Genomic DNA, 18,336 nt, shown 5'->3' on the forward strand with positions numbered 1-18,336 from the left:
TTGAAGGCTGACGTACACGTTTGGATTGAGCTCACGGGAGTGGCACTATTCGGAAGGCGCCTCTTCGTCTCGCATGCCTTTCCAGTTGCGGATAAGCGCCTTGCGTAGTTCGTTTTGCTCTCGCTGGTGCCCGGTGTCGGTACAGCGAGGCATGCCGAGTGCTTCGCGAATGTTGTTCATGGCGCGGTGAAAGGCGAGCTGACTGCCGAACTGAGCCGAAGTGAGCGTAACGATTCGATATCCCATTTGGGAGAGAACGGCCTCTCGCTCCGCATCTGCTCCTTTGCGCTCGAACTCATCGTGAAAGCCGCCCTTATATTCGATACCGAGCTCCCTGCGCTTGTAGGTAACGAGCGCATCGATTTTGAGTGTTCGAGCTTTGGCGCAATGCCAGAGACGTTGAGGGATCTCGAGCGGTTTGTTGAGTTCGATACCTCGGATGCCAACGCCGCCTTCGCTTGTTGGGAGTGAGAGGGCGATTGCCGAAGCGGTCTCCATAGGCGAGGCAGAGCGATCGTAGATGTGCCTGAGCGCGAGCCGTGCACGTGTGGCACCGGGTTTGCCGGGATGCCGATCGAGCAGTTCGATTATTTCATCCTTGGAGGTGGTGGCTGGTTGCTCGGTATAAGGGTCGGCGGGATTGAGCCTCATGCGATAATCGCCGCAAACTTCATAGCCATATTCGAGATATTCGATCCTATCCATCCACTCGGCAGCGAGCACGAAGGTGAAGGCTTCGTCGGTGATGAAGATTCCGGGCGTCAACTCGTTAATATGCTCGTAGGGAAGATTTTGTCCAAGAATGTGGCAAACGACGCCTTTGGTACGAATTCGCTCGAATTCGAATACAACCGAGATATCGATAGTCTTGAGCATATCGGACGGAATGCCGCAGTCGGTAAGGGCCTGTCGTATGCGCGCAACACGTTGCTGGGTGGAAATGCCTTGTGCGCCTATCTGGTAGTCGTGCCGCGCAAGAGACTGAACCAAATTCTGGGGTGCATGATGGACAAGCCATGCGGTTTTATGCGAAATGAGAACAGGGGTGTCCATTGAGGGCCTCTCGCTCTGAGCCGGTATCCAACTCTTATGTCCGTTGAAGTGGGGAAATATACCGGATGTGAGTAAATCAACTCATTCATGCTGTGGGCCCAATCCAAACATGTACGTCAGCCTCCAAAGATGCCGAAAAATGTCGTTTTTGGAGGGTGACGTACATGTTTTGGACCCCTGACATTCCAGCAATGCCACGCCCGCGCCCAGTCCCTACCGTTTGCCGAGCAATAAGGTCTCAATCGCCGTCAACCATGTACTATGTACGGGCATTGTTCAAACCTACAACTCAAAGGACCCATCTTGCCCGTCGCCGCCGCTATGACCATTACTTCACATGCTTCGGATGCCATGGTCGCTATCCCATTTTGGCTCGAGATGTTCGCCGTTGTCGCGGCATCGATCTCGGGCGTGCTGGTCGCGCGCGAGCACAAGCTCGATCTGGTGGGCGCGGTCGCGCTCGCGGTGGTCTGCGGTCTGGGCGGCGGTCTCTTGCGCGATATGACGCTCCAGGTCGGCAACGTGTATATCCTCAACCAACCAATGGCGTTACCGCTCTCCATCGCCACGGCGGCCATCATCTATATCTTCCCGGCAATCGTCGATAAGCCCGACAAGCTCATTCCCCTGCTCGACATCATCTCGGTCGGCATTTATGCGGCCACCGGCGCGGACAAGGCGCTGGTCTACGGCTTTGCGCCCGCCGTATGCATCATGATGGGCTTCTTCACCGCAGTGGGCGGCGGCATGCTGCGCGACGGCTTTATGGGCGTGGTGCCGGGCATTTTCCAACGCACTAACTTTTATGCCATCGCGGCCATCGCCGGATCGGCAAGTTATGTAAGCCTCGTCATGAGCGGGCTCATGAGCAATGTCGCGGCGCTGGTCGTATGCGTCATCGTGACCATGGGGCTGCGTTGGCTATCGCTGCGCTTTGACATCAAAAGCCCCACCGAAGACGACATCGCACGCTTTTTGCACCGTAAAAAGTAGGTAGCACGGCCCAGACCTTCGAAATGCAACCGGCAGGTTCTTTTAGAGCGCTTGCGCATTGGGTACCCTGTTAGATACCTGTCGAGTATCTAACGAAGGATTCACTATGCCCTACAACCAAGTACCGTCAACCCGGCGCCGCAAAGCGCGGAGTCACATCGCTATTCTATTCGCGCTGATTGCGCTCGCGCTCACCGCACTCCCCGCGGCATCGTTCGCCAGCACCGACACCGCGGGAAACGTGCTCGCGACCGAAGTTGACTCAACTCCGTCGGGTATCGAGGGCGATCTGTACTGGGCCGGTCAAAGCTTCAACCTAGACGATGCCCCCATCGGCCGCGATATTATCGCGGCGGGCGAGAGCCTGTCGATTCGCGACTGCACCGTAGGCGGCGCCGTTCGCCTGGCGGCGCGTACCATCGATATCGCCAAAACCGCAATCGATGGCAGCGTCACGGTGGCCGGCCAGCACGTCGTCCTCAACACCGGCAGTACTGCCAACTGTTTTTACGCAGCGGGTGAGACGGTCGCCCTGCGTGGCTCTGCCAAATCGGCGGCGCTCGCCGGCGACACCGTTACCATTGACGGCACCGTCGATGGCGATGTTGAGGTCTGGGCCGACAAGCTCATCCTGGGCAAAAACGCCCGCATCACCGGCACGGTGAACGCCCACGTCTCACAGGATCCCGAGCGGGCAGAGGGCGCTCAGGTCGGGGCTCTCAAGATCGACCGAACCGAAAACGAGGACACCTCTACGGTCAACGACATTATCGGCGGCATCGTTGCCGCGGCGCTTTCTACCTGCTTTGTCGCCATCCTGCTTGAGCTTGTCTTTCCGCGCGCAACCGCCAGCGCCGCCGGCATGCTGCATCAGCGTCCCACGCCGCTGTGGGTAAGCGGTCTTCTGGGCACGGTCGCCGTCGTTCCCGCCGTCCTGTTGCTCATCATCTCGATTGCAGGCCTGTCGCTCGCCGGCACCCTCATGTGCGGCATCATCGGCATCGCTCTGATCTCGGCGGCATTTACGGGCACCGCGGTCGCACGTATGGTCGGACACAACCAGAATCGCTACGCCATGGCCGCCGTGGGCGGTATCGTCGCGGGCGCACTCACGGCACTTCCTCTTATGGGCAACTTTGTCAGCGGTGTAGCCTTTGTCTTTATGCTCGGCTACGTCATCCAAATCATCTGGCGCAACGCCCACCTCAAGCCGCAGCAGCCGGCTAACACGCCGGGGCTCCCCACCGCCTAACCACCAACCACCACAAAGGGGACAGGCACCTTTGTGGTGGTGCAGGCCGTCTCAACCCCCGTGCACCAAAAAAGGGCGCCGACCATTGCGGTCGACGCCCTTTCTCGTTAAAGCTATAAAGTCCAGCGCTTATTTGTTGACCTGACCGGCGCGGACGGCAGCCTTCTTGCGGTCGGTTGCGTTGAGCAGACGCTTGCGCAGGCGAATGTTCTTGGGCGTAATCTCAACCAGCTCGTCATCAGCGATGTACTCCAACGCCTCCTCCAGCGAGAAGGTGCGGGGCGGCACCAGCTGGACGGAGATATCGGAAGTCGAAGAACGCTGGTTGCCCAGATTCTTGGTACGGGCGATGTTGACGACCATGTCGCCAGCCTTGCTGCGCTCGCCCACGATCATGCCCTCGTAGCACTCGGTACCCGGCTCAACGAAGAGCTGGCCGCGCTCCTGCAGCGTACCCAGAGCATAGGCAACGGCCTTCTCGGTGGTCATGGAGATCATGGCACCGTTCTGACGGTTGCCGATCTCGCCGGCGTAGGGACCGTACTCCAGGAAGGTGTGATAGAACACGCCCTCGCCGTGGGTGACGTTCATGATGCGGTTCTTAAGGCCCATGATGCCACGCGTCGGGATCTTGAACTCGAGATGCGTCACGATGCCCGAGGTATCCATGCTCGTCATGATGCCACCGGAGGTGCCGAAGACCTCAACGACCTTGCCCGAGTACTCGTCCGGGCACTCGACGACGGCCTGCTCGACAGGCTCCAACTTGTTGCCGTTCTCGTCCTTCTTAAACAGAACGCGGGGACGGCCGACCTGGAACTCAAAGCCCTCGCGGCGCATGGACTCCATCAGAACGGACAGATGCAGGATGCCGCGGCCCGAGACCTCGACGCCGCTCTTGTCCTCGAGCTCCTCGATCTTCATGGTCACGTTGTTCTCGGCCTCGTTGAACAGGCGCTCCTTGAGCTGACGGGCGCCCACGATGTCGCCATCGCGGCCGACGAGCGGGGAGGTCGAAGCCTCGAAGACGATGGACAGGGTCGGCGGGTCGATCTCGATGGGCTCGAGCTCGACAGGGTTCTCGGGGTCGGTGTAGACATCGCCGATATCGGTGCGGTCGATGCCCACGACGGCGGCGATGTCGCCAGCGCCGACTTCCTGGCACTCGGTACGGCCCAGGTAGTCGAAGGTGAAGAGCTGCTTGACGGTAGCGGTGGCGCTGGAGCCGTCGTTCTTAACAACCAAGATCTGATCGCCCTGGTGGATGGTGCCGGAGTACACGCGGCCGATACCGATACGGCCGACGAAGTTGGAGTGGTCGATGGTCACGCACTGCATGGCGAGCGGAGCGGTCTCGTCAACCTCGGGCGCGGGCATGTCGTCGATGATCATGTCGAGCAGCGGGTACATGTCCATGTTGCCGTCCTCAGGGTCATGACGGGCAAAGCCGTTGACGCCGCTGGCGTAGATAACGTGCTCCATGGCGAACTCGAGCTGGTCGTCGGTAGCGCCCAGGTCTGCCATAAGGTCGAGGCAGTCGTTGTAGGCCCTCTCGGGGTTAGCGCCCGGACGATCGATCTTGTTGATGACGATCATGATCTTAAGGCCGGTGTCGATAGCGTGACGCAGCACGAAGCGGGTCTGGGGCATGGGACCCTCAAAAGCGTCGACCAGCAGCAGGGCGCCGTCGGCCATACGCAGCACGCGCTCGACCTCGCCACCGAAGTCGGCGTGGCCCGGGGTGTCGATGACGTTGATCTTAACGTCCTTGTACTCGATAGAGATGTTCTTGGCGAGAATCGTGATGCCGCGCTCGCGCTCCTGGTCGTTAGAGTCCAGGACGCGGTCCTCGACCTGCTGGTTAGCACGGAAGGCGTCCGTGGCACGCAGGAGCTTGTCGACCATCGTCGTCTTGCCGTGGTCGACGTGAGCGATGATGGCGATGTTCCTCAGATTGTCTACGCGCATGTAGTTCCCCTATCTTCTATCCATATACAAACGGCACGCGTATGCGGCCCGCCCAGCGATACAACGCTCAGCGGGAATATTGAGCCTTTTACCGAAAACTCGTTTATTTTAGCGATTTTAGATAAGAGGGGTTTCCTCACCTGCAGGTTCAGGGTCGCTCCACATAAAACCATCGCCGGCACCCATGCCCTCATACAGCACATATGCCGAAAAACCACTCTCGAGCGTAGTCTCAAAGAAGCTCACGAGCAGGGCGTCGTGATAGCCGCCGTCAATCTCGACGCAGCCGGTATAGCCGATAGCATAGCGGGCGATACGGCCCAGGCCCTCGTCCTTAAGACCCATCTTGTGCTCGGAGATAAAGTTGGTGGCAGCCTCCAGGCATGCCTCCTCGCCATCCTCGTCGAGCGCGGCAAGATAACGGTTGGAAGTGGCGTCCTCAATTGCCACAACCACGCCAGGGTTTTCGCCTGCGGCCAGGTCGTCCAAGAAGGCGCCAATCAGATCGCACACCATGGCGTCGAGCTCGGCGGAGACGTTACCGGCGTCCTGCATATCCTGTGCCATCTTTAGACCTTCCCATCGAGTCCGGAGTCGTTACAGTTCCTGTGCCTCGGCGGCGATCTTGGCGGCAGCGTCGCGGGCGCGCATCATATCCATCGCGCGCCTGTCGAGTACCTTGATCTGACTGGTCAGCATTACCGCGTCGACCACGCCCCAGATCACCAGGCCCGTAGAGATCGAAAACCCAAGCGCACCAACTGTACCACGAAGGCGCGAGCAGATTGCCGCGACAAGGGCGGAGATGACGACCATCTTGATAAACGAGCCGCGGCGCTCGCGAAGCGTGCGGGCCTGCGTCACATAGGCAATGCGAGCCGCCTCAGATGCTTCCGAGCGCATCTGGGCTTCACGCGCGATGGCGGCCGCCTCGGCCGACATGCCGCCGGCCATCAGCGAACGCTCCGCAACCTGGACGCCCCGCATTTAGAAGTCATCGGGGGAGAGCGTATGGACGAACTCGTCGAACTTCTCGAACTCCTGCTCGTCGTCAACTTCCTCGGCGTGGGTAGAAACAGTGCCCAGGCGATTCATGATGTCGTCCTCCACAAACATGGGAGCATTGCTGCGCACGGCAAGGGCAATGGCATCACTAGGGCGGGCGTCGATCTTACGCTCCTCGCCATCGGCCAGCACGACGATCGTCGCGTAAAACACCGGCGGCTCGGCGCGGACGATCTCGATGCGCTCGAGTTTGGCGCCCAGGGCGCCAACAGTATCGAGCATCAGGTCATGGGTAATAGGGCGCTCGGCGCGGCCGCTATCGATGCCGCGGCTGATGGCAGCAGCTTCAAACGAACCAGTCTGAATGGAAAGGGAACGCAGCGGCGCGGGCGAGTCCGATTTGCTGAAGCGCTCGCGAAGCACGATAAGCGATGGCACGGGACCGGCGGCCATGACGATGGTCTCTATGTCGACACGAACCATGGAACACCTCCGGTACGTAGCGGTTAACACGCGGCAGCTCCACCGCATTGAATAGCTATACTACCCAATCTTTCGCACAGCACACAAAATTAAAGTAGTTAATTAGGGACGGGGCTTTTTTGACTACTTTCAGTAGGTAAAAAAAAGCCCCGAGGCAATTGCCCCGAGGCTCTTCACAGTTTTGATGGTGGACCTGACAAGATTCGAACTTGTGACCTCCCGGTTATCAGCCGGACGCTCTAACCAACTGAGCTACAGGTCCATCATGGTGGAGGTTAGGGGGATCGAACCCCTGACCTCAGGCTTGCAAAGCCCGCGCTCTCCCAGCTGAGCTAAACCCCCACGGAGACAGTAATAAACACCCCAGCGGCGACTCGGCTCTCGCTGGGGTGTTTATTGCGAAAGAAAGTGGTGGACCTGACAAGATTCGAACTTGTGACCTCCCGGTTATCAGCCGGACGCTCTAACCAACTGAGCTACAGGTCCATCGCGGGGATTAATATAGCCCAGAGGTCGGTGGCGCGTCAACAACTTTTTTACAAATTTGTTTTGAAAAATGAGGCGGTACACGAATGAGCCAATACTCCAAGCTATAAAGGCGCAGGTAACAGCCGTGATGTAGCCTGAGGCATCCAGAAACAAATCGAGCTTGTCGAAGTGACAACCAGGCACATACAGCTTGTGATACTGGTCGGCAAACGACGCCGCCGCGCAGGCCAGGATAGTCAGGGCATACATGAGCCACGTTCTCCATATATGAATGTGGCCTCGACGGCTGCGACGGTGCGCCCATCCAGACATCCAGGCGAGCACGTTGAGGGCTATCACTCCGCCCAAAATGGCAAATTCGACCACGTGCGCCTGCTCCATATATTCTATAAAAAATATCAGGATCACACATCGTTTCTTCTAGCCGTTCAAAGGTATCCTGCTCTCGATGAGCCAGCGATATGATCCCATAGACCATATATGCGGAGACGAAGAACAAGACACTGAACACAAGGAGCAATATAGAATGCAGTTTGCTTTTTCTGGCTTATAGGACAAATAGTGTGTCCCGACAGAACGCCAGTTCCCATCCATTAATCCAGCCAGAACGGGTACGGATCCCTATGGTGAAGGTCCTCCCACACCGCCCTGTCGCTCGACCCAGAGCTCAGCCTGGCGCAGCGTCTCGATGCCCATGAGGTCGCGCGCGATGGCGTAGAGCTCGCGCCCCGCTTGGAGCTTTGGCCGCGTCGTCGTGTAGCGCTTGGCCTGCGAGAAGGCATGGAAGGTGCACCTCTGGACCCTGGTTGTTGATGTTCACTAAGAAGTGGCCCGAGTGATCACTGGGAAATAAGCACCGTGAGCACGAAAAATTGAGCAGTTTAAGCAAGAGGGCCGCGCCCCGGGGACCGGGGGCGCGGCCCTCGCCGTATGGTTTCCCCGGGCGGTTACTCTGGCGAGCCCGCCCGGGAAGGATGGAGGAGATGACCGTGCCCCTGGACACAGTGAATGACATACGGTCGATGGATGCCGCCGGGCGCTCGAGGTCCGAGATCGCCCGAATGCTCCACGTGAGCCGGAACACCGTGGCGAAGTACGCCGACATGGAGGACATGTCGCCCGCCGCGCCGATGCCCCAGAGGAGGGGCAGGCCCGCGCTCTAGGGCAACGAGGAATGGGTCGCGGGCGTTCTCGAGGCCGACCTCGGGGCCCCGAGGAAGCAGCGCCACACCGCCAGGCGGATCTACGACAGGCTCGTCGCCGAGCGCGGCTACGGCGGCTCGTACTCCACCGTGCAGAGGTTCGTCCGCGAGTTCAGGCTTGCCCGGGCGGCGGCGGGCGGAGAGGGGTACCTCGAGCTCGAGTGGGCGCCCGGCACCTGCCAGGTCGATTTCGGGAACTTCCGCGCCGCGGTCGGCGGGAGGACCCTCGACCTCAAGCTGCTGGTCGCGACGCTTCCGCACTCGAACGACCGGCAGTGCGTCGCCCTCATGTCGCAGAGGTCGGAGTGCCTGTGCGCCGGGCTGCTCGAGATCTTCCGCCGCTGGGGCCGCGCCCCGGCGGCGATGGTGCTCGACAACGCCACCGAGGCGGGCAGGATGGTGCGCGGGGAGGTCACGGAATCGAGGCTGTTCTCGCAGTTCAGGCCCACTACCGCTTCGAGAGCCGGTACTGCAACCCCTATTCGGGAAACGAGAAGGGCTCCGTCGAGAACGCCGTGGGGTTCCTCCGGCGCAACCTCCTCGTCCCCGTGCCGGCGTTCGGCTGGAAGTCGGTGTTCCTCGGCTCCCAGCCGAGGTCGGGGCGGAGCTGTGGTCCTCGGTGTGGATCCAGTCGCGGACGTTGCGGCCGTCGCCGTAGAGCTTGGGGCGCACGCCGTCGATGAGGTTCGTGACCTGCCTGGGGATGAACTTCTCCACGTGCTGGTAGGGGCCGTAGTTGTTGGAGCAGTTGGAGATGGTGGCCGCAAGTCCGAAGGTGCGGGCCCAGGCGCGCACGAGCATGTCCGAGGCCGCCTTGGTGGAGCTGTAGGGCGAGCTCGGGCGGTACGGGGTCTCCTCGGTGAAGCGGGCTGGGTCGTCGAGCTCCAGGTCGCCGTAGACCTCGTCGGTGGAGACGTGGTGGTAGCGCACGCCGTATTTGCGGCAGGCCTCGATCAGCGTGTAGGTGCCCCGCACGTTCGTCTCCAGGAACGGCGAGGGGTCGGCGATGGAGTTGTCGTTGTGGGACTCGGCGGCGTAGTGGACCGCGGCGTCCGTCTCGGACACGAGGCGGTCGACCAGCGCGGCGTCGCAGATGTCGCCCACGACGAGCTCCACCCTGTCGGAGGGCAGCCCCGCGATGTTGTCGGGGTTGCCGGCGTAGGTGAGCTTGTCGAGCACGGTCACGTGCACGCCGGGGTGCTCGCGCACCACGTGGTGGACGAAGTTGGAGCCGATGAAGCCGCAGCCGCCGGTGACGACGATGCGGCGGAGCATGAAAACGGAGCTAGACATGATTCACCCCTTCACCTGGCAAATCGGATTCACACCGCACCGCGAGTCCATACGCCCCAACGACCATTCGGTTCAAGCGCCAAAACAAAGCGTACGACGGGCGCAAAATCAAACCCCGAGCACACTTGAAATAGGAGTATCTCCTGCTCGCCAAAACCAACTCCTTCATTAGAACCCACAACCTCGGTGTTCTTGCCGAGAAGGTCAATAACGCATATAGCCCGCTACCGGCGTATTGCGATTGGATTGTCGATTTCTGCACGTTATACCAAAAGTGCGTTGAGGAGGGACACATTGAATACTTTCGGTATCCAGAATACGGCGGTGCGGAAGGCAGCTCCCTATTCAAAGGCATGAAGTTGGACATTCACTGGATTTCATACAACCTCGCGCTGATTACGCTCAAGCTATTACATCTTGCAGGAATAGAAAGATAATTGCGTCGAGGTCCGCTTTGAAGAACTCGAAGTCGGGCCACATCCCTCCGGAAGAACTTGTCCTTCATGTGGCCGAAGACCTGCTCCATGGCGCCGTCGTCGATGCAGTTACCCTTCCGGGGCATGCTCTGCTCAATTCTCAATGACCACGGCACTCAGGAAGCGGTGGTCATTCGGACCACATCTTAGTGAACATCAACAGTGACTACACCGTCAGCTATGAGCCTTTTGAGACGATATCTAACATCACCCCATCTATATCGGACTATCTCTGTGGTATCGATATAGATGTCAGAGTTCCAGATATAGTTCGATATAGATATTGAGCCCCACTACTGGGAGCTCAGGACGTAATGGGCGTCCGGACCGCGTTTTGCCGACTTAAGCTCTCCAGCCTTGATCAACTTCCGAATTTCATAGTAAGCAACATCGGGATTAACGTGAAGGAGCTCCGCCACATCCTGCTTGGTCACACGCCCCTGTTCCCGCGCCAGTCTTAAAATGAGTTCTGGATAGCGAATCGAATCGATGTCCGCCTGACGTACATACTCCTTAACTCTTCCCGTGCGCTTATATACTTTTGAGCTCATACGGTATTCCCTATGCGCCGCCGAGCCAACTGCCTCAACCAGACCAGACTCGACCAGCAGCTCTACCGTCTGGATGAGTTGAGCCTTTCGAACGTCAACATGCTCTGTCAGCACCTCAATCGTAGCTCGACGCAGGCGCTTGAGCGCATCGAGGACAAGCAGGGTCTGCAGGGGAAGCGGCGCAGATCTCTTCTCCGACTCTTCCGCAATGAGCTTGATGAATTCCTGGTCCGGCTTGCTGCGCGCAATAAACAGGCTGACGCCCGTCGAACCGGATTCGGAATAATCCGGGAGAGGCCTGCCCGAAAGCAGGGAGCCTTCATAGATTCGGTCGATCCCTCGCCCGGTTCGCTCTGCGAGGCCGATGCGCTTAAGGGCGTCCATGAGACTCGGATTTCTTCCATGGGGATCGGCAGTGAGAAGGTTATCGATCGATATGCCTTCGATAAAACCGCCCGGATTCGAAATGGTTAAACCCGTGTCGTCAATCAGAACGCGGACCCTACCCAACATCGAGTAATCCCTGTGCCCGAATGCGTTTACAAGCGCCTCGCGAATTGCGCGGCCGTTAAACGTTTCAATCGGATCGCTGAACAACCCCAAAGATACTTCGGTGACGGGATTCCACGGTATGATCGCCTCGGAGACCTGCTCGATAGTGCGGAGCAGGGGGCCTTTATAGGTAAGGTTTACCCTCACATTCGTGCCCTCCAGCACCTGAAGGGTCGCCTCGGAAGTGGGGACGGCCTTGGCAAGAACATCTTCGCGGCCGATCATCAACAGTCCCGTCAAAGTTGGAATTGTTTGGTCTCCAACGGTTGCGACAAACCCCAACGCCCTCTCAAGATCCTCATCGTCGAGCTCTAGAAGCGATTTATCGCTGTTATTGTATTTCCGCACAACATTACGAAGATTTTCCATCGCCAACGGATCAAAATCTTCACGCGTAGTATCCGGGACGGGCTGGGCGGAGTAATCCAAGCGACCAAGGTCGGAGAGGCGGGTCGATATCTCGTACGGATACATTGGTATGCTCTCAGGTTCGCCGTTGGCCTTGAGACGCCGGCGCAGGATACGCCCCTGGGCGGAAGCGATGACGCTCGTGGAACGCGGAACCTCTATTCGAGTAATGTACTTTTCGTCTTCCACAAGGACGACCGTTCGCACGGAGACAGAAGGCACTGTCTTGTTCGCAATCATGGCGCTCATCTGCAACGGGTCTCGATGTTGAGGCTGAGCACCGGTGAGCGTTCCGTCGTCCTCGACACCAATGTACAGCTCCCCTCCATCGGTGTTGGAGAGGGCAACCACCTCATCTACGATGACATTTTCGGAGATGGTCTTACGATCGCTCTTAAATTCTACAATTAAAGATTCGCGCTGCGGGACACTCATATCCAACTCCTTATATCTGAATCTGTATCAGATTATATCTGTAATCAGATATATATATCGATAGTATAGATATAGTTTGATATATCGCCTCACGACGGGGCATATTCCAGCAATTAATTCCAAATTCCTCGGGAACGGCTTTTTTTCGATATCGTGAGACTAGAATGCCCTTTCAAGGACCTAACATGCACGCAATATGAATGGAGACGGCATGACTTGTGATCGACTCATAGAGTTAGCAGTTCAAATCATAAGCGCGATAGCAACTGCCACAGCGGTCATAGTCGCACTCCGAGACTCTCATCGCGCAAGAAATGTACACGATGAAGATATGCGGCGGCGCTCAGGTGGAAGGCGTCTCGTGCTGGCTTGAGGATCTCGGGCCCGACGACCACCCATACGACAGCGCTTTCCTATACATGCGGACTGTCTTGTCAAACAAAAGTGAATCTCCGGTTTACAACGTCGTCATAACTTGTGTTGGAATCCAGGGAAGCGGCCCTAAACCTAACGGTGAACTCGCCGGCCCTGACTATGAATGTCGTTCTTACATATCCGTTCTTCCTCCGGGTTCCTGGTCCACTCTTTTGCCAACTCACGGGCGCGGAATGGGAATTGTTCTTGGCTCAGAGATTGCTTTTACCGACGCCCGTGGCACATCGTGGATCCGTAGGGCGAACGGCCACCTCGAAACAATAGACACCTCTCCGATTAATTTCTATGGGATAAGCCTTCCGATACCATGGGCGACATGCGATCTCGATATATCCGACACCCTGATACACGGTCGGAGATGGGTGTGAATGTTATAGGCATTGGCTCTCCAGGGGGCTGGATAATTGACAATCTTGAAGTGCCGCTGAGGATTAGGACGAATGGCATCGCAAATCGACACGGATGAAGAGGCCGCTCCATGCCTAACCAACCCACGAAATGAGACGCCCCCATGGACCCGCCATCATTTGGGTCCACGGGGGCATCGTCAAACCAATGGAAGCCTCAGGCGAGACAGGCCCTTTCGGAAGACGCCAGAGAGGCCCGCCGTATTGACGCGGGCGGTCCTACTGCCCCTGAGATTTGTACCTGGCCTCGGTGGCCTCCTTGGCGGAGCGCCGCCGGGCCTCGTTGGCGCGGTACCAGCGGATCGTCCCCGCGAGGCCCGCGGCGAAGTCGGTGTTCCTCGGCTCCCAGCCGAGCTCGCGGCGGAGCTTGGCCGCGTCGATGGCGTAGCGGCGGTCGTGGCCGGGGCGGTCGCGCACCCAGTCGAAGTCGTCCTCGGGGCGGCCGAAGGCCTTCACTTACTCCTCGAGCAGGTCCTCCAGCGCCTCGTCACCAGAGCCGATGTCAACATGGTCGTCATCGGCCGGGGCTTCCATCGCGCCGGCGGCCAGCGGGTCGAGCGACTCCTGGCCCTCGGCAACGGCCGGAACCTTGGCCTTCTTCTTGGCACTCGTCATACGAGCCACAGCGGTGACGCGGTCGCCATCTCCCACGCTCATCATCTTCACACCCTGGGTCGCGCGACCGGTCTGGCTGATCTCGTCGGTCTTGACTCGAATGACCGTCGCGCCTTCCGTCACGATGAACAGCTCGTGCTGCGGGCCCACCGCCTTCATGGCCGCGAGGTTACCCTTACGCTCGGTCATTTGGATGGTGTAGACGCCCTGGCCGCCGCGATTCTGCTCCGGGTAGTCCGCAACCGGCGTGCGTTTGCCGTAGCCGCGCTCGGTAATGACGAACAGATCGCCGTTGCCGTTAGTGACTTCCATGCCCAGAACGCTCACGCCGTCCTTCATACCGATACCGCGAACGCCGCTGGTGTCGCGGCCGGTGGCGCGCACCTGCTCCTCGGAGAACATAATCGCCTTGCCCGCAGTGGTGGCCAGGATGATCTTGTCACCCTCGCGCACGCGGCGCACGTTCAGCAGCGCGTCGTCGTCACGCAGGTTGATAGCGATCAGGCCGTCGCGGCGGCTGCGGTCATATGCGCTCATCACGGTCTTCTTGACCATGCCGCTCTTGGTGGCAAACATCAGGTACTCGTCGGCCGGGAACTCGCGGCAGCTGATGACGCTCGCGATCTTCTCGCCCTCCTCGAAGGGCAGCAGGTTGACGATCGCGGTGCCGCGGGCCTGGCGGGTGCCCACGGGCAGCTCATGCACCTTGAGGCGGTACACCTTGCCGCGCGTCGAGAAGAACAGCACGTATTCATGGGTGCTGGCGATGAACATCTCGTCGATGACGTCGTCTTCCTTGAGGCTCACGCCGGAGACGCCCTTGCCGCCGCGCTTCTGGGCGCGGTAGGCGGCCACCGGGATGCGCTTCACGTAGCCGGTGTGGGTGATGGTCACGACCATGTCCTCGTCGGCGATGAGGTCCTCGACGTCGAGGTCCTTCTCGGCGTGGGTGATCTCGGTGCGGCGCTTGTCGCCAAACTTGCGGGCGATCTCGCGCATCTCCTCCTTGATCACGCCGAGGATCTTCTCCTCGTGCGCAAGCAGATCCTCGTAGTAGGCGATGGCGCGGCGCAGGCCTTCGAGTTCTTCCTCGATCTTGTCGCGCTCCAGGCCGGTGAGGCGGCGGAGCTTCATCTCAAGGATGGCCGTGGTCTGCTCGGGCGTAAACCCAAAGCGCTCGATCAGGCGGCTGCTGGCCTCGGAGTCGGTCTGCGAGGAGCGGATGATGCTAATGACCTCGTCGATATGGTCAAGGGCCATCAGGTAGCCCTCGAGGATATGCGCGCGGGCCTGGGCCTTCTTAAGGTCGAAGCGGGTGCGGCGGGTGACGACGTCGACCTGGTGGTCGATGTAGTGCTGCAGCATCTCGCGCAGGCTCAGGCATTTGGGCACGCCGTTGACAAGCGCCAGGTTGTTGGCGCCGAAGGTCGTCTGCAGCGAGGTGTACTTATACAGGTTGTTGAGCACGACCTGCGGAATGACGCCCTTCTTGAGCTCGATGACCAGACGGATGCCCTTCTGGTTGGACTCATCGCGCATGTCTGAGATGCCCTCGATGCGCTTGTCGTTAACGAGCTGGGCGATCTTCTCCTGCAGGGTGCCCTTGTTGACCATGTAGGGAATCTCGGTAAAGACCAGGCGGCTGCGGCCGGTCTTGGTGGACTCCACATGTGCCTTGGCACGCACGGTAATGGAGCCGCGGCCGGTCTCGTAGCTCTGCTTAATGCCAGCGCTGCCCATGATGATGGCGCCGGTGGGGAAGTCCGGACCGGGCATGATCTGCATGAGTTCGTCGACGGTGGCGTCGGGGTTGTCGATCAGGTAGCAGGTGGCCTCGATCGCCTCGGTGAGGTTATGCGGGGCGATGTTGGTGGCCATGCCGACGGCGATGCCCTGGCTGCCGTTGACCAGCAGGTTGGGGAAGCGCGCAGGCAGCGCCTGGGGCTCGGCGAGCGATTCGTCGTAGTTGGGCTGCCAGTCGACGGTATCCTTCTGCAGGTCGCGCAGAAGCTCCATGGCGGGCTTTGCCAGGCGGCTCTCGGTGTAACGCATGGCCGCCGCGCCGTCGCCATCGATGTTGCCGAAGTTGCCGTGGCCGTCGATGAGCGGCGTGCGCATGGAGAACCACTGCGCCAGGCGAACCATGGCCTCGTAGACCGCGGAATCGCCGTGCGGGTGGTACTTACCGATAACTTCGCCGACCGTCCACGCCGACTTCTTGTGCGGGCGGTTGGGGTAGATGCCGCTCTCGTTCATCGCGTACAGGATGCGGCGGTGCACCGGCTTTAAGCCGTCGCGCACGTCCGGCAGGGCGCGCGCCGTGATGACCGACATCGAATACTCGATAAACGACTGCTTCATCTCGCGACCGAACTCCGAAATCTGGAGCTGGCCGCCGTTGATATCCTCGCCGGCCGAGGCGCCACGGTCGACTTCGCCAAAGCTCTCCTCGAGCTCGGCGTCGTCGTCCTCTTCCTCCTCATCATCGGCATCGGGGTTATAGGCGTCCGGATCGCCGTCCTCGCCCTGCTCAGCACGGGCAAGCAGGCGCTTCAGATCGTCGGGCATACCGGCATCGCCGGCCTCGCCCATACCCTCGTTATTGTTGATATCGTCTGCCACGTTACCTCCTCTTAAGCGTCAAGGAATCGTGCATCATGTGCATGTTTTTCAATGTACTCGCGGCGATAGCCGACCTCGGAACCCATCAGCTCGCGCACGGCGCGGTCTGCCACCACGGCGTCCTCGATCGACACGCGCTGCAGAATACGGGTCTTGGGGTCCATCGTCGTCGAGGCAAGCTGCTTGGGGTCCATCTCGCCCAGGCCCTTGTAGCGCTGGACGGTATAGCCCTTGCGTTTCTTGGTGATCTTGCCATCCTTGGCCTTGCCGTCCTCGTCGTTGTCGTCGGGGTTCAGGCCCAGACTCTGGATGGTGTCGCGTAGGATCTCGTCTTCGGGCTGGCGGCCGTTGGGATACACGTAGTGGATCTTGTTGCGCACCTTAATGCCAAAGATGGGCGGGCAGGCAACATAGACGTAGCCGGCATCGATCAGCGGACGCATGTACTTGTAGAAGAATGTCAGCAGCAGGATGCGGATATGCGCACCGTCGACGTCTGCATCGGTCATGATGATGATCTTGTGGTAACGCGCCTTAGCAATATCGAAGTCGCCGCCGTCGCCGGCACTCGTCGTAACGCCGCAGCCGATCGCGGTAATCAGCGACTGGATGGTGTCACTCGAGAACGCGCGGTGGTCGCCAACGCGTTCGACGTTCAAAATCTTGCCGCGCAGGGGCAGAATCGCCTGGATGTCTCGGCGACGGCCGTCCTTGGCCGAGCCGCCTGCCGAGTCGCCCTCTACGATAAAGAGCTCGGTCAGCTCGGCATCGCGCACCGAGCAGTCAGCGAGCTTACCGGGCAGGGACGCCGTCTCGAGTAGGCTCTTGCGACGCGTCGCCTCGCGCGCCTTGCGGGCGGCATTGCGGGCCTTGCAGGCCTGCTGGGCCTTCTTGACGATCTCGCGGGCAGGCTTAGGGTGCTCCTCGAGGTAATCGGCGAGGCCGTCGGTCACGATCTTGAGCGTCAGCGCGCGCATATAGGAGCTGCCGAGCTTGGCCTTGGTCTGGCCCTCAAACTGCGGGTCGGGCAGCTTGACCGAGATAACGGCCGAAAGGCCCTCGCGCACATCGTCGCCGGTCAGGTTGGCGTCCTTTTCCTTGAGCAGATTCTGCTTGCGCGCGTAATCGTTGATTACGCGGGTAAGCGCGGTGCGGAAGCCCTCAAGGTGCATGCCGCCCTCGGGGGTGTAGATATCGTTGGCAAACGACATGACGTTCTCGCCGTAGCCGCTATTCCACTGCAGGGAAACCTCGACCTCGCCCATCTTGGCCACAGGCGCGTCCGGGTCCGATTTGCCCTCGATGTAGATGGGCTCCTTAAAGGCCTCGGGGACGTCCTTGCCCTCGTTGAGGAACTCGACGAAGTCGATGATGCCGCCCTCGTAGCAAAACTCCTCCACGTGGGGAGTCGCCTCGCGCTCGTCGGTCAGCACGATCTTGAGGTTCTTATTGAGGAACGCCGTCTCCTGCAGACGGTTGTGCAGCGTATCGAAATCGTAGATGCAGGTCTCGAAGATCTCGTCGTCGGGCCAGAAGGTGACGGTGGTGCCCGTCGAATCCGAGGTGCCCACGACCTCCATCTTCTTGACAGTCTTGCCGCGCGAGAACTCCATCTCGTAGGTGTTGCCATCGCGGCGAACCTGAACGACCACGCGCTTGGACAGTGCATTGACGACGGAGATGCCCACGCCGTGCAGGCCGCCCGAGACCTTATAGGCCGAGTTATCGAACTTACCGCCGGCGTGCAGGATCGTCATGACGACCTCGAGCGTCGGAATCTTTTTAACAGGGTGCTCGTCGACGGGGATGCCGCGCCCGTTGTCGACGACCGTGATGGAGTTGTCGGCGTGGACCGTCACCTGGATCTCGGTGCAGAAACCGGCCATGGCCTCGTCGACGGAGTTGTCAACGATCTCCCACACCAGGTGATGCAGACCGCTGGCACTCGTCGAACCGATATACATGCCCGGGCGCTTACGAACGGCCTCGAGACCTTCGAGAATCTTAATCTCGCCGCCATCGTAATCGTTTTCGTTTGCCACACGTCCTCCTTCAGTCAAGAAAATGTGTACAGCCTTACTAGTTTATCGTAAAAAA

At 59.5% G+C, this 18,336-nt stretch carries 11 protein-coding genes, 3 tRNA genes and 3 pseudogenes; 2 read left to right on the forward strand and 15 right to left on the reverse strand.

Annotated features, from left to right (window positions below; genetic code table 11):
• Window positions 1-45: 45 nt before the first annotated feature.
• Window positions 46-1,053 carry a hypothetical protein gene (locus DWZ22_RS01805; protein WP_118405287.1) on the reverse strand — a complete coding sequence of 336 codons (1,008 nt, stop codon included), beginning with the start codon at window positions 1,051-1,053 and terminating at the stop codon, window positions 46-48.
• Between the two features lie 303 nt (window positions 1,054-1,356).
• Here DWZ22_RS01805 and DWZ22_RS01810 point away from each other — a divergent pair, with 303 nt between their 5' ends.
• Both DWZ22_RS01810 and DWZ22_RS01815 read left to right on the forward strand, forming a co-directional pair.
• A complete protein-coding gene (locus tag DWZ22_RS01810) occupies window positions 1,357-2,046 on the forward strand; it encodes a trimeric intracellular cation channel family protein (RefSeq protein ID WP_233546422.1) in 690 nt (229 codons plus the stop codon).
• Between the two features lie 106 nt (window positions 2,047-2,152).
• Entirely contained in the window at window positions 2,153-3,298 is a 1,146-nt protein-coding gene (locus tag DWZ22_RS01815; protein WP_118405289.1) for a polymer-forming cytoskeletal protein, read from the forward strand.
• Between the two features lie 129 nt (window positions 3,299-3,427).
• Here the strand turns inward: DWZ22_RS01815 and typA are convergent, their stop codons facing one another.
• The 14 genes and pseudogenes from typA to gyrB form a co-directional block, all read right to left on the reverse strand.
• The gene (gene typA, locus DWZ22_RS01820) at window positions 3,428-5,266 is read right to left on the reverse strand and encodes a translational GTPase TypA (protein ID WP_118405290.1); all 1,839 of its coding nucleotides are present in this window, start codon (window positions 5,264-5,266) and stop codon (window positions 3,428-3,430) included.
• Between the two features lie 117 nt (window positions 5,267-5,383).
• The gene (locus DWZ22_RS01825; RefSeq protein WP_117734803.1) at window positions 5,384-5,833 is read right to left on the reverse strand and encodes a hypothetical protein; all 450 of its coding nucleotides are present in this window, start codon (window positions 5,831-5,833) and stop codon (window positions 5,384-5,386) included.
• A 30-nt stretch (window positions 5,834-5,863) separates the two neighbouring features.
• Window positions 5,864-6,253: a hypothetical protein gene (locus DWZ22_RS01830; protein ID WP_118405291.1), complete on the reverse strand. Its 390-nt coding sequence runs from the start codon at window positions 6,251-6,253 to the stop codon at window positions 5,864-5,866.
• Window positions 6,254-6,754, reverse strand: coding sequence for a bifunctional nuclease family protein (locus DWZ22_RS01835; RefSeq protein ID WP_118405292.1), 501 nt, complete (start codon window positions 6,752-6,754; stop codon window positions 6,254-6,256).
• Window positions 6,755-6,939: 185 nt separating this feature from the next.
• Window positions 6,940-7,016: transfer RNA gene (locus tag DWZ22_RS01840), tRNA-Ile, on the reverse strand.
• 4 nt (window positions 7,017-7,020) lie between these two features.
• Window positions 7,021-7,096, reverse strand: a tRNA-Ala gene (locus DWZ22_RS01845).
• A 67-nt stretch (window positions 7,097-7,163) separates the two neighbouring features.
• Window positions 7,164-7,240: transfer RNA gene (locus DWZ22_RS01850), tRNA-Ile, on the reverse strand.
• The gene (locus tag DWZ22_RS01855) at window positions 7,205-7,651 is read right to left on the reverse strand and encodes a VanZ family protein (protein WP_233546423.1); all 447 of its coding nucleotides are present in this window, start codon (window positions 7,649-7,651) and stop codon (window positions 7,205-7,207) included. The genes DWZ22_RS01850 and DWZ22_RS01855 overlap by 36 nt, the downstream gene beginning before the upstream one ends.
• Window positions 7,652-7,900: 249 nt before the next feature.
• Window positions 7,901-8,050 (reverse strand): annotated as a pseudogene (locus DWZ22_RS10370) (IS256 family transposase); the annotation flags it as partial.
• A 971-nt stretch (window positions 8,051-9,021) separates the two neighbouring features.
• Window positions 9,022-9,738: pseudogene (locus tag DWZ22_RS01860) on the reverse strand (dTDP-glucose 4,6-dehydratase); the annotation flags it as partial.
• Between the two features lie 769 nt (window positions 9,739-10,507).
• On the reverse strand, window positions 10,508-12,160 hold the full coding sequence (locus DWZ22_RS01870) for an RNA-binding domain-containing protein (protein WP_117734808.1): 1,653 nt from the start codon (window positions 12,158-12,160) through the stop codon (window positions 10,508-10,510).
• Between the two features lie 1,061 nt (window positions 12,161-13,221).
• Window positions 13,222-13,446 (reverse strand): annotated as a pseudogene (locus tag DWZ22_RS01875) (dTDP-glucose 4,6-dehydratase); the annotation flags it as partial.
• A 12-nt stretch (window positions 13,447-13,458) separates the two neighbouring features.
• Window positions 13,459-16,209 (reverse strand): DNA gyrase subunit A, encoded by a 2,751-nt coding sequence (gene gyrA / locus DWZ22_RS01880; RefSeq protein WP_199406615.1) that lies wholly within the window; start codon window positions 16,207-16,209, stop codon window positions 13,459-13,461.
• 41 nt (window positions 16,210-16,250) lie between these two features.
• Window positions 16,251-18,281 (reverse strand): DNA topoisomerase (ATP-hydrolyzing) subunit B, encoded by a 2,031-nt coding sequence (gene gyrB, locus DWZ22_RS01885; RefSeq protein ID WP_117734810.1) that lies wholly within the window; start codon window positions 18,279-18,281, stop codon window positions 16,251-16,253.
• Window positions 18,282-18,336 lie beyond the last annotated feature (55 nt).

Origin of the sequence: Collinsella sp. AF31-11 (genome assembly GCF_003475605.1) — a bacterium.
Classification (GTDB): domain Bacteria; phylum Actinomycetota; class Coriobacteriia; order Coriobacteriales; family Coriobacteriaceae; genus Collinsella.